General features: G+C 67.3%; 12 protein-coding genes. 1 reads left to right on the top strand and 11 read right to left on the bottom strand.

The window, feature by feature from the left end:
* Window positions 1–85: 85 nt before the first annotated feature.
* Window positions 86–1,477, top strand: coding sequence for a S8 family peptidase (locus tag JOF56_RS00760; RefSeq protein WP_209633358.1), 1,392 nt, complete (start codon window positions 86–88; stop codon window positions 1,475–1,477).
* Here the strand turns inward: JOF56_RS00760 and JOF56_RS00765 are convergent.
* The 11 genes from JOF56_RS00765 to JOF56_RS00815 form a co-directional block, all read right to left on the bottom strand.
* Window positions 1,474–3,396 carry a TIGR03960 family B12-binding radical SAM protein gene (locus JOF56_RS00765; protein ID WP_209633360.1) on the bottom strand — a complete coding sequence of 641 codons (1,923 nt, stop codon included), beginning with the start codon at window positions 3,394–3,396 and terminating at the stop codon, window positions 1,474–1,476. The two genes, JOF56_RS00760 and JOF56_RS00765, sit on opposite strands and share 4 nt — an antisense overlap.
* Before the next feature lie 11 nt (window positions 3,397–3,407).
* Window positions 3,408–4,175, bottom strand: a complete 768-nt coding sequence (locus JOF56_RS00770) for an ABC transporter permease (protein WP_209647926.1) — start codon at window positions 4,173–4,175, stop codon at window positions 3,408–3,410.
* A 41-nt stretch (window positions 4,176–4,216) separates the two neighbouring features.
* Window positions 4,217–4,996 (bottom strand): ABC transporter permease, encoded by a 780-nt coding sequence (locus JOF56_RS00775; protein WP_209633362.1) that lies wholly within the window; start codon window positions 4,994–4,996, stop codon window positions 4,217–4,219.
* A complete protein-coding gene (locus tag JOF56_RS00780) occupies window positions 4,996–5,919 on the bottom strand; it encodes an ABC transporter ATP-binding protein (RefSeq protein WP_307854858.1) in 924 nt (307 codons plus the stop codon). The genes JOF56_RS00775 and JOF56_RS00780 overlap by 1 nt, the downstream gene beginning before the upstream one ends.
* 118 nt (window positions 5,920–6,037) lie before the next feature.
* The gene (ndk, locus tag JOF56_RS00785; protein WP_209633364.1) at window positions 6,038–6,448 is read right to left on the bottom strand and encodes a nucleoside-diphosphate kinase; all 411 of its coding nucleotides are present in this window, start codon (window positions 6,446–6,448) and stop codon (window positions 6,038–6,040) included.
* Window positions 6,449–6,493: 45 nt separating this feature from the next.
* A complete protein-coding gene (locus JOF56_RS00790; protein ID WP_209633366.1) occupies window positions 6,494–8,026 on the bottom strand; it encodes an alkaline phosphatase D family protein in 1,533 nt (510 codons plus the stop codon).
* Window positions 8,027–8,072: 46 nt separating this feature from the next.
* Complete coding sequence (locus JOF56_RS00795; RefSeq protein ID WP_209633368.1) at window positions 8,073–8,438, bottom strand: DUF4233 domain-containing protein; 366 nt, start codon at window positions 8,436–8,438, stop codon at window positions 8,073–8,075.
* Window positions 8,435–9,796 carry a bifunctional tetrahydrofolate synthase/dihydrofolate synthase gene (gene folC, locus JOF56_RS00800; protein ID WP_209633370.1) on the bottom strand — a complete coding sequence of 454 codons (1,362 nt, stop codon included), beginning with the start codon at window positions 9,794–9,796 and terminating at the stop codon, window positions 8,435–8,437. The genes JOF56_RS00795 and folC overlap by 4 nt, the downstream gene beginning before the upstream one ends.
* A 15-nt stretch (window positions 9,797–9,811) precedes the next feature.
* Window positions 9,812–10,543, bottom strand: a complete 732-nt coding sequence (locus JOF56_RS00805) for an FAD:protein FMN transferase (protein ID WP_209633372.1) — start codon at window positions 10,541–10,543, stop codon at window positions 9,812–9,814.
* Window positions 10,543–10,971, bottom strand: coding sequence for an FMN-binding protein (locus JOF56_RS00810; RefSeq protein WP_209633374.1), 429 nt, complete (start codon window positions 10,969–10,971; stop codon window positions 10,543–10,545). Before JOF56_RS00810 ends, JOF56_RS00805 begins: the two co-directional genes overlap by 1 nt.
* A 12-nt stretch (window positions 10,972–10,983) precedes the next feature.
* Window positions 10,984–12,318: a ferredoxin reductase family protein gene (locus JOF56_RS00815; protein WP_209633375.1), complete on the bottom strand. Its 1,335-nt coding sequence runs from the start codon at window positions 12,316–12,318 to the stop codon at window positions 10,984–10,986.
* Window positions 12,319–12,323 lie beyond the last annotated feature (5 nt).

The raw sequence follows: 12,323 nt of genomic DNA on the forward strand, positions 1-12,323 counted from the left end.
ACCCGATGAACTTGTCTGTCCGACGCGGCGTGGCTACCGTCCCGCAACGTGGACAGCCGGTACCCCCGAGCCGGCCGACCCAGCGATGGAGGTCCTTTCCGTGCCTCTGCTCCGCCGCGCAAGGGCGGCAGCGGTGTTCACGGCAGTGCTCGTGACGACGTGCACCCTGCCGTCTGCAGCCGACGCCAGCGACGCCACGTGCGTCACGACCGGCGCCGCGTTGCGCTACGTCGTGCTGTTCGACCGGAACATGCCCCCAGCCGAGGCACAGGCTGAGATCACCGGGGCCTGCGGCGTCACTACCATCTATTACGCGCCGACCGGCGTCGCGGTTGCCACGTCCGCCGATCCGAAATTCGACGACCGGCTAGGACGCGACCGCGCGTTCAGCGCCCAGACCGCCGCCCCGCGCAAGTCCAAGTCCGAAGAGACGGCCGCGTCCCCCACCCGGTCCGTGTCGGCGGCCGACCGGACCGCCGAGCAATGGGACATGGCGATGATCGACGCGCCGGCCGCCCACGAGATCACCACCGGCAGCCGGGACGTGGTCGTCGGCGTGCTGGACTCCGGCATCGACGCCACCCACCCGGACCTGCGCGCCGCCGTCGACCCCAAACTCTCCGCGGGCTGCACGACGGGTAGCCCGGACACCAGCCCAGCAGCCTGGGCGCCGAAGTCGTCACCGCACGGGACGCACGTCGCGGGCACTATCGCCGCAGCTGACGACGGCAAGGGCATCACGGGTGTCGCGCCGGGCGTACGGCTCGCGTCAGTGCGCGTGGTCGACGACGAGGGGCGCATCTACCCCGAGTACGCGATCTGCGGCTTCATGTGGGCCGCGCAGCAGCACATGACGATCACCAACAGCAGCTACTTCGTCGACCCGTGGTTGTTCACCTGCTCGAAGTCGGGCCAACGGGTCGTACGCGAGGCGTTAATGCGCACGGTCGCGTATGCGGCGGCGCAGGGGGTCGTGAACGTCGCCGCAGCTACGAACGAGAACGTCGACATGGCGAATCCGCCCGAGCCGAGCTGCCGTGTGCTGCCGGCGGGTCTACGCGATGTCCTCGCGGTGTCGTCGGTCGGGCAGGACAAGGTCAAAGCCGGGTACAGCGCGTACGGGCTCGGCGTGGTCGACGTGACCGCTCCGGGCGGGGAACGCTTGCGCGGCAAGGACGACCCTGACAACGGATGCGTTTTGTCCACCGTGCCAGGCGGATACGCGCGGTACTGCGGTACTTCCATGGCCGCACCGCATGTTTCCGGCGTGCTGGCGCTGCTCGCGTCGACGCACCCGAAAGCGTCACCGGCGACGTTGACCCGTCTGCTGAACAACCAGTCCGAGAGCGTCCCGTGCCCGGCCGACTACGACCTCAGTGGCAACGGCACGCAGGACGCGTATTGCTCCGGATACGCGCCCTACAACGGCTTCTACGGCCACGGCCTGGTCAACGCCCTGGCGGCGGTGGAAAACTAGACCGGGCTGAGCGGCAGGAGTTTCCGGCCGGTCGGGCCCACCTCGATCGCGGTGCCCATCGTCGGGCAGACACCGCAGTCGAAGCATGGCGTCCACCGGCAGTCGTCGAGCTCCTGCTCGTCCAGTGAGTCCTGCCAGTCGTCCCACAGCCACTGCCGGTCCAGGCCCGAATCCAGGTGATCCCAGGGCAGGACCTCCTGCTCGCCCCGCTCACGCGTGGTGAACCAGTCCAGGCTCACGCCCAGCGGCTCGAGCTCGGCCGCGGCGGCGTTGACCCACCGGTCGAAGGAGAAGTGCTCGCCCCAGCCGTCGAACCGGCCGCCGTCGCGCCAGACCCGCTCGATGACCCGGCCGACACGGCGGTCACCACGCGACAGAAGTCCTTCGATCAGACTCGGTTTGCCGTCGTGGTAACGCATTCCGATGTTCTTGGCCAGCCCGCGGTCGGCGTTGATCTCCGCACGCAGCTTGCGCAGCCGGCTGTCCACAGTGTCCGGATCACACTGCGCGGCCCACTGGAACGGCGTGTGCGGCTTGGGAACGAACCCGCCGATCGAGATGGTGCAACGGATGTCGTTGCGGCCCGCGGCTTTCCGGCCGGCCCGGATGACCTCCTTGGCCATGTGGGCGATCTGCAGCACGTCCTCGTCGGTCTCGGTCGGCAGGCCGCACATGAAGTACAGCTTGACCTGCCGCCAGCCGTTGGCGAACGCGGCGGAGACCGTGCGGATGAGGTCCTCCTCGGACACCATCTTGTTGATCACACGGCGGATCCGCTCACTGCCGCCTTCCGGCGCGAACGTCAGGCCGGAGCGCCTTCCGTTGCGGGACAACTCGTTGGCGAGGTCGACGTTGAACGCGTCGACCCGCGTGCTCGGCAGCGAAAGGCCGGTGTTGGTCCCCTCGTAGCGGTCCGCGAGCCCCTTGGTGATCTGCGCGATCTCCGAGTGGTCCGCGCTGGACAACGACAGCAGGCCGACCTCTTCGAAGCCGCTCGCTTCCAGTCCTTTGTGGACCATATCGCCGATGCCCTCGATCGAGCGCTCCCGGACCGGCCGGGTGATCATGCCCGCCTGGCAGAACCGGCAGCCACGGGTGCAGCCACGGAAGATCTCCACGCTCATCCGCTCGTGCACGCTCTCGGCGAGCGGCACCAACGGCTGTTTGGGGTACGGCCACGCGTCGAGGTCCATGGTGGTCCGCTTCGACACACGCTCCGGCACTCGCTCACGGTTGGGCTTCACATACGCGAGTTCGCGGTCTTCGGTGTAGTCGACGTCGTAGAAGCGTGGAATGTAGATGTTGCCGGTCTCGGCCATCCGAGTCAGCAGCTCGATCCGGCCGCCCGGCGACCCTTCGGCCTTCCACGCGCGGATGATGTCCGTGATCTCCAGGACGGCTTCCTCGCCGTCCCCCAGCACCACGGCGTCGATGAAGTCCGCCATCGGCTCGGGGTTGAACGCCGAGTGCCCGCCGGCGAGCACGACGGGGTGCTCATCGGTCCGGTCGGCCGCGTGGATCGGGATCCCGGCCAGGTCCAGCGCGGTGAGCAGGTTCGTGTAGCCGAGTTCGGTCGCGAAGCTCACGCCCAGCATGTCGAACGCGCCGACCGGCCGGTGACCGTCGACTGTGAACTGCGGCACATCGTGCTCGCGCATCAGCTTCTCGAGATCCGGCCACACCGAGTACGTGCGCTCGGCAAGTACGTCGGGCTGCTCGTTGAGGATCTCGTACAGGATCATGACGCCCTGGTTGGGCAGGCCGACCTCGTACGCGTCGGGGTACATCAAAGCCCAGCGCACGGTGGTGGCGTCCCAGTCCTTCACCGTCGCGTTGAGCTCGCCACCGACGTACTGCACCGGCTTGGCGACCTTGGGCAGCAGCGATTCCAACCGGGGGAAAACGGACTCGACGCTCACAGCAAACCAGACTAGCTCAGCAGCAGTTTGCCCAGGCGACGACCGGCGACGATCAGCCCCGCCACGGCCATGACCACGAAGTACGCCAGATTGCCGAGCATCGACCACTGCAGCACGCCCGCCGTGAGCCCGCGCATCAGCTCCACGGCGTGATACAGCGGCGAGATCTGCACAATGACCTGCAGACCCTCGGGGTACACCTCGAGCGGGTAGAAGGTCGCCGAGAACAGGAACATCGGCATCAACGCGAGCTGGACGAGATCAAAGTCCTGCCAGGACCGCATGAAGGTCGTACATGCCATGCCGACGGCCGCGAACGCCAGCGCCACGAGCAGGACGACCGGCAGCGCCAGAATCGTCCACGGCGACGTGACCAGCCCGAGAATCGAGATGACGGTCAGGAAGCCGGTGGCGTAGATGGCGCCCCGGATCAGCGCCCACGAGATCTCGCCGATCGCCACGTCGAACGGGCCGAGCGGAGTGGCGAGCATGCCGTCGTAGACCTTGGCGTACTTGAACTTGAAGAAGATGTTGAACGTGGCGTCGTAGACCGCGCCGTTCATCGCCGACGCGGCAAGCAGCGCGGGCGCGACGAAAGCGGCGTAGCTCATCGGCTGCCCGCCTGGGCCCGTCACCTCGCCCACGAGCCGTCCGAAGCCGACACCCATGGCGAACAGGTAGAAGAACGACTCGAAGAAGCCGGAGAAAATCGTCATCCAGGCGCGCCTGTTCACCAGGAACGAGCGCTCCACGACCGTACGTGCGCGGCGCGCGTACATCCCGGGCGGGACAACCCGCCAGACCAGTCCGACACTCACCGCTAGACCTCCAACCTGCGCCGGAAATGCCTCGCCGCGAGCAAGGCGCCGACCGTGAACATGGCCAGCAGATACGCCACGTGCCCAACCGTGGGCCAGAACTCGAGATTCCAGAACGCCGCACCGCGCGTGAGCTCCACGCCATGCCACAAGGGCGTGATCCAAGCCAACGGCTGCACATAGACCGGAAGCTCGGTGACTGGGAAGAACGTGCCCGCAAGCAACGTCATCGGCAACAGGATGAACCGGAACAGCGGGTTGAACGCCGTGCCCTCCCCCTGCACCGTCGCCGCGAACGCGACGACCGGCGCGGCGAACGCCATCCCCGTCAGCACCGCGAACAGCAACGACAGGACGATGCCGGGACCGGTCACCACCCCCAACACGGTCCCGACGACCGTGAACACCAGGCCGGCGAACGTCAACTTGCTCGTCACCCACATCAGATGGCCGGTCGCGACCTGCCCAGGCGTGATAGGCGTGGCCGTCATCGCCCAGTAGACGCGGCTCCACTTGAAGCCGGACAGAACAGGGAACGTCGACTCCCCCGTCGCGTTCTGCACAGCGGCGCTCGCCAGCAACGCCGGCATCAGATAGACCGCGTAACTGTGACCGCTGGTGACTGTTCCCGGCTGAATCTGGGAGCCAAGCCCGAACCCCATCGCGACCAGGAAGAACACCGGGTTGAGGACAGTCGACACGACACTCGCGCGCCAGTTGCGCCGATACCAGGTCCAGCTGGCCTCGACCACCAGCATCCGAGCCTGCAACGGACTGAGCATCAGTCCACCAACGTCCGGCCCGTGAGCCTGAGGAAGACGTCCTCAAGGGTGGAACGGCGAACCAGGCTCGACACGGGCATGACACCCCGGTTGTGCGCCGCGGCCAGCGCGGCCTCGCCATCGGTGGTGTAGATCAGGATGCGGTCCGGCAGCACCTCGATCCGCTCGCCCAGATCCGTGACCGGCTCCGGGTCCTGCTCGCCAGGCGGGAACCGCAGCTCAAGAACCTCCTTGGTGGAGTACTGGTCGATAAGCTGGGCGGGACTCCCTTCGGCCGCGATCTTGCCGCCGTCCATGACGACAAGCCGGTCGCAAAGCTGCTCGGCCTCATCCATGTAGTGGGTGGTGATGATCAGCGTGACACCCTGCTGCTTGAGCCGGAACAACCTGTCCCACAGCAGATGCCTCGCCTGCGGATCCAGCCCGGTCGTCGGCTCGTCAAGCAGAAGCAGCTCCGGATCATTCACCAGCGAGCGCGCGATCGTGAGCCGTCGCTTCATCCCGCCCGAGAGCGGCTCGACATCGTCATCAGCCCGGTCCGCCAACTGCGCGAAATCCAGCAGCTCAACAGCCTTCTGCCGGACATGAGCCCGGCTCAGCCCAAAGAACCGCCCATACACCTGCAGGTTCTGCCGAACCGTGAGCTCGTTGTCGAGATTGTCCTGCTGCGGCACAACCCCAAGCCGCGCCCGGACCTTCGGACCATCGACATCCGGATCCATCCCCAGGACACTCAGCTTGCCGCCCGACCGCGGAGAAACACACGCGATCATGCGCATCGTCGACGACTTGCCGGCCCCATTAGGCCCCAGGAACCCGAAGGCCTCGCCGCGGCGCACCTCAAGATCGATGCCCCCGACCGCCTCGAAGTCCCCGAACCTTTTGGTCAGCCCTTCAGCCAGGACCAGAGGATCAACAGCCACGCCCGGCACCATAACGGGCGCCACCGACAAAAGCCGCTGGTTTTCGCGGTGGTGGTTCCCCCGATGTCCCGTTGGTTGCATGTGACGCAACCAACGGGACATTGGGGAACAGGAAACCTCAGAGGTTCGGGAACCAGAGGTCGATCTCGCGCTTGGCTGAGTCGGGGGAGTCCGAGCCGTGCACGAGGTTGTACTGGACCTCGGTGCCGAAGTCGCCGCGGATGCTGCCCGGGACGGCCTTCTCGACCGGGTCGGTGCCGCCAGCGAGCTGGCGGAAGGCAGCGATGGCGCGGACGCCCTCGACGACGATGGCGACGACGGGACCGCCGGTGATGAACTCGACGAGCGAGCCGAAGAAGGGCCGCTCTGCGTGTTCGGCGTAGTGCTGTTCGGCCAGCTCACGCGAGACGTGCTTCAGTTCCAACGCGACCAGGGACAGGCCCTTGCGCTCGATGCGGGAGATGACCTCGCCGACCAGGCCGCGGCTCACACCGTCGGGCTTGACCAGGACAAGAGTGCGCTCGCTCACGGCGGTCCGTACTCCTTCGTAGGGAATGGCAAATACGGCAAGAGACTAACGGGACCGCTCAGGCTCCAATGTCTTGGACCACAGCGAAGTGCCGTGGCCGTCGCGCAGCCACACGGTCAACGAGCCGGAACGCCCGTCCACGGAGACCTCACCGAAATGCTGGAAACCCAGCAGTGGTGACGTGTTCGCGGCCGGTGGGGCGTGCACGAACTCCGCGGACGGACCGAAAGTCGGGTCCAGCACGTTCGGGCCGAACGCGCCTGCGTGCAGTGGCCCGGACACGAATTCCCAGAAAGGGTCGAAGTCGCCCACCGCTGCCCGGGTCGGTGAGTAGTGGTGGGCAGCCGTGTAGTGCACGTCCGCCGTCAGCCATACGACGTTGCGCACCCGACGCCGGGACAGCTCGCGAAGCACCCACGCGATTTCGTGCTCACGGCCGCTGGGCGCGCCGGGCAGGCTGTTGGCGACGCCTTCGATGTCGTTGCCGTCCGGCACGATCAGGCCGATCGGCAGGTCCGCGGCGATGATCTTCCAGGTGGCTGTCGAGCGCGCCAGGGAGTCCACCAGCCATCGCGCCTGCTTGGCGCCCAGGATCCGGCCGATGCCGTCCTTGGGTGAGGTGTTCGCGTCCTTGTAGGTCCGCATGTCGAGTACGAACAGGTCGACCCGGCGGCCGAAGGAGAAGCTTCGGTAGACCCGGCCGTCGACGGCCCGCGCGGGGTCGACGGGCTGCCATTCGTGGAACGCCTGGAACGCACGCTGGGCGAGCACGTCGACACGCTTCTCGGTGTACTGCGGCAGGTCGAGGATCTCGCCCGGGTACCAGTTGTTGATCACCTCGTGGTCGTCCCACTGCACGATCGAAGGCACCGACGCGGCCAGCGAACGGACGTTGGCGTCCAGCAGGTTGTACGCGAACTGCCCGCGGTACTCCGCGAGCGTCTCGGCGACCTTGCTTTTCTCCGCGGTCACGATGTTGCGCCAGATGCGCCCGTCGGGCAGCGTCACGGTTTCCGAAAGCGGCCCGTCGGCGTACACGGTGTCGCCACTGTGCAGGAAGAAGTCCGGTTTACGAGCCGCGATGGCCGCGAATCCGGTCATCCCGCCCATATCCGGGTTGATGCCCCAGCCCTGGCCGGCCACGTCGCCGGACCACGCGAACCGGACATCCGAATAACCAAGAGGCGCGGTACGGAAGCTGCCGGTCAACGGCTCGCTGGTGGTACGACCGTCCAGGTCCTCAGCGCGTACGCGGTAGTAGGTCTCACAATCGGGAGCCAGGCCACACACACGCAGCTTGCCGGTGCCGTCCGTAGCGGGAGTCAGCACAGGGCCGCGGAGTCGCCGCGCGTGACGGAACGAAGGGTCGGAAGAGACCTCGACGAGCATCCGCGATGGACGGTCGGCCCTTGTCCACACAAGCGCGCCGTCTGTGGTGACGTCGCCTGTCTGCACACCGTGGGTGAGCACAGGACGGTCTCGGCGCAGAACGTTGGCGCCAGCAGGCATAGCGCCTGCGACAAGCGCACCGGCACCCAGCGCGCCGGCTCGCAGCAGTGTTCGTCTGTTCGGGGACATGACTGGCGTTCTACCCCGGCGACACGAACACAGCTTTGCGACCGGGTTAACGCTCCTGCTGGCTGGGAAGCCGACCTTCCGCCATGCGTTTGGCCACGTCATGCCGCAGCCAGAACAGGTACGTCCACACCAGACCGAAGATCGCCCCGAGCACACCGAGCTCGACGAACGCCAACACGCCCGCCAGCAGCGCGACCTGCAAGGCGATCACCAGCCACATGCTCCACTTGTGCCGCAGCAGCCCGCAGGCGGCGATCAGGCCGACGATGATCACACCGACGAGCAGCCCTTTCCAGGACCCCAGACCGCCTTCGGTCCTGTGCACCACGAGCAGCGAAAGCGCGACGACGATCGCCTCGATCAGCAGGGTCCCGGCCATCACACCGCGGAAGCCCTTCATCGGATCGGTCATGCGGGCACCTTCCCGAACAGTGTGCGGGCCTCGCCCGCGGTGACGACGGACCCGGTGACCACGATTCCGCCGCCGGCCAGGGGTTCGTTCGCTTCGCCTGCCTCTTCCACGAGCCGCACCGCGGTTTCGATGGCCGAGTCGAGCCGGGGCTCCACCACGATCCGCTCGTCGCCGAAGATGTCCTGCGCGATGCTCGCCAGCTCCTCCACGTCCATCGCGCGTGGCGAGGTGTTGCGGGTCAGGATGATCTCGGTGGACACCGGTTCGAGGGCCTCCAGGATGCCCTTGGCGTCCTTGTCGGCCATCATCCCGACGACCGGGATCAGGCGCCGGAACGCGAATTCCTCCTCCAGTGCGGCGGCCAACGCGCTCGCGCCATGGGGATTGTGCGCGGCGTCGATGAAAACGCTTGGCGCGGACCGCATCCGCTCGAGCCGGCCGGGTACGACAACCGAGGCGAAGCCCTCCCGGACCGCCTCGATGTCGAGCTGGCGGTCGGCGCCCGCGCCGAAGAAGGCCTCGACGGCCGCCAGCGCGCGGACGGCGTTGTCAGCCTGGTGAGCACCGTGCAGCGGCAGGAAGATCTCGTCGTACACGCCGCCAAGCCCTTGCAGCGTGAGAACTTGGCCGCCGACCGCGACGTTGCGCTCCAGGACCGTGAACTCCGAGCCCTGCCGGGCCACAATGGCGTCCACTTCGGCCACGCGCTCGAGGATGACCTGCATCACCTCGGGTCGCTGCTCGGCGACCAGCGCGATCGACTCCGGCTTGATGATCCCGGCCTTCTCCCGGGCGATCCCGGTGATGTCGGAACCCAGGTAGTCGACGTGGTCGATGGCGACCGGGCCGACCACCGCGATCTCCGCGTTCACCACGTTGGTGGCGTCCCAGCCGCCACCGAGGCCGACCTCGACCACCGCGGCCTCGACCGGGGCCTCGGCGAACGCCGCGTACCCCATCCCGGCGAGCACCTCGAACTTGGTCATCCGGATGTCGTTCGCGTTGTCCACCATGGACACGTACGGCGCGATCTCCTGATAGGTCTGCACGTAGCGCTCAGCGCTGATCGGCGCGCCGTCCAGTGCGATGCGCTCGGTCACCAGCTGCAGGTGCGGGCTGGTGAACCGGCCGACCCGCAGGCCGATCCTGGTCAGCAGCGCGTCGATCATGCGGGTGGTGGAGGTCTTGCCGTTCGTGCCGGTCACGTGCAGGACCGGGAAGGAGTTCTGGGGGTTGCCCAGCACGTCCATCAGGGCCCGGATGCGATCGAGCGACGGCGCGATCTGGGTCTCCGGCCAGCGGGTGTCCAGCTCGGCCTCGACTTCGCGGAGAGCCTGCAACGCATCGGGATCGGTCACGCCAACCGAGTCTAGTCACCCGAGAACCGGCAGCTCCGGGGACACGAACACGCGGTACCGGGAGTCGACCGCGTGCACCATGCACCCGGGCTGGGCGGCGGCCCATTCGGGTCCGTCGGCGCCCATCGCGAAGGCCGCGGTCGCCGTCGCGTCCGCCGTGGTCAGGTCGGCCGCGTAGACGGTCATGCTGAGCAGGCCGAGCGCGGGCAGACCGGTCCGGCCGTCGATGATGTGGTGACCACGCTCATACGCCGCTGAGGTGGCGACTGCGCCGTCGCGGACCCCGAGCACAGCCGTGAGCTGCGTGCCGTTGTCGGGGTGACGGATGCCAACCCGCCACGGTTGCCCGTCAGTCGGTTCACCGGCCGTCACCACGTCACCGCCCGCGTTGATGCAGAACCGCCGCAGCCCCATCTCCCGCAGCATCGAGGAGGCTCGTTGCACGGCCCAGCCCTTCACGATCGCGTTCGGGTCGAGATGACGGCCCGGCAGCCGCGCTTTGAACGCGCCGCCGGACCGTTGCTCGTACGTCTCGCACAGCGAGAGGACGTGCCGGAGGTCGCCGCTGATCTCGTTGGCACGCAGCTCACCGCGGCCGAGCCTGGTGACCTCGCTGTCCTCCCGGAACGGGCTGAACCGCAGGTCGACCTCGTGCAGCCACTGGAACACCTGCTCGGCGTGGCGGAGTTCGCCGTCCCGGATGTCGACCGAGATCGGCAGCCCCATCAGCTGCCGCACGACTGCCATCAGGCGCCCTTCGCGTCGATCGCGGCCTGCAGGGAGGCGATGTAGGACTCGCTGGTCTGGGTCGCGCCGGACACCGTGTCCACAGTCGCGCTCTGCGCCTGCAGGGTTTCCTGCACCAGCTTCGGACCGGCCATTTTGGACGGACCGGTGTTGGGCAGCTGCAGGAACGTCACGTTGCTGATCTGGTTGCCGGTGAACGTGACCTGCACCTGCACGGTGCCGTGGCTGTTTCGTTCCGCGGAGCCGGCGACGGTCTTGGTCTCGGCCGTCGTCGTACCGGCGCTGGAAGACGTACTGGTCTGGGGCAGGCTCGGGATCGTGGTCGGCGAGGGCAGCGCGACCGGCTCCGAGGAGACGCTCGGCTGGTACTGCCACACCAGCACGAAACCGGCGGCGCTCAGCAGGATGGCGGGAATCGCCTTACGCATCAAGAAATCCTCTCAACTCGCCAGGCTGAAACGCTCGGCGTGGATCTGATCACGGGCAACGCCCAGTTCTCGCAGGCCTTTGACAACGACGTCGGTCATCGGCGGCGGGCCGCAGACGAAGACGTCCCGGTCCCACACATCACGGACAAGCCCGGCCAGGTTCTGCGCACCTAGCAGCGGACTGCCGTTCTCATCCACCGCGTTCGCGGGCCCGGCCAGCACATGCAGCAACGCGCCACGCGAACGTGCCAGCTCGGCCAACTCGTGTAGAAGAACAGCGTCATCTTGTTTGTTGACACGGTAAATCACCACGACGTGGCCACGGATGTCCTCAAGCAGAGCGCGGATCGGGGTGATGCCGACGCCTCCAGCGATCAACAACGCGTTCTGCTTGCGTTGGTGCATCGTGGTGAACGCGCCGTACGGCCCCTCGGCGAACACACGCGTACCAGGCTTGATGTCACGCAAGGAAGCACTGCCATCGCCAAGCGCTTTTGCCGTGAGCCGCAACGACTTCCCGTCCGGCGCGGCCGACAGGGAGAACGGGTTCGCCGCCCACCACCGGCCCTTGGTGAGAAACCGCCAGATGAAGAACTGCCCTGCCTTGGCGGGCAACTGATCCAGCTTGCAGCCGGTGATGTACACCGACACGACGTTCGGCGACTCGGGCACGACCGCGGTGACCCGCAACTGGTGCCGGAAGTTACGCCACAGCGGCAGGATTACACGGCCAAGCAGCACCGCGCCCAGCGCCACGCCCCACAACGTCCACCAGTAGGCGCGGGCGAAGTCGGAGCCCACGAACGACGCCCCGACCGCGATCTCGTGCGTGAACGCCAAGACCACCGCGAGATAGGTGTACAGGTGGATGAAGTGCCAGGTCTCGTAAGCAAGCCGGCGCCGTGCGAACCGCGCTGACGCCACGCCCACGAACAGGATCAGCGCGAAGGCGGCGATCGCGCGCAGGATCCCCTCGGTGGTCTCGGCAAGCGTGACCAGTTCGGCCACCGGGCCGGTGCCCGACAGGCCGGCGTAGCCGAAGACCACGAACACCACGTGCCCCAGCAACATCCACAGCAGACCGAACCCGGTCCAGCGGTGCAGGCTGGTCAGCCGGTCCATCCCGAGTCTGCGGTCCAGCCAGGGCAGCCGGGCGACCAGCAACAGCTGGAACGCCATCAGCAGCGCCGCGTACAGCCCCATCAGCCGCGCGATCGTGATCAACGGGTCCGCCGACGGGCCGGCATCGGCGAACAACGCCGTCACGATGCCGACGTTGGCGCCCAGTACGACGTACAGGCCGGCGCGTGCCAGTACCCGCGGCCGTGTGAGTTGCAGGGTCGTCATGTCAA

This window comes from Kibdelosporangium banguiense (assembly GCF_017876405.1).
GTDB classification, from domain to species: domain Bacteria; phylum Actinomycetota; class Actinomycetes; order Mycobacteriales; family Pseudonocardiaceae; genus Kibdelosporangium; species Kibdelosporangium banguiense.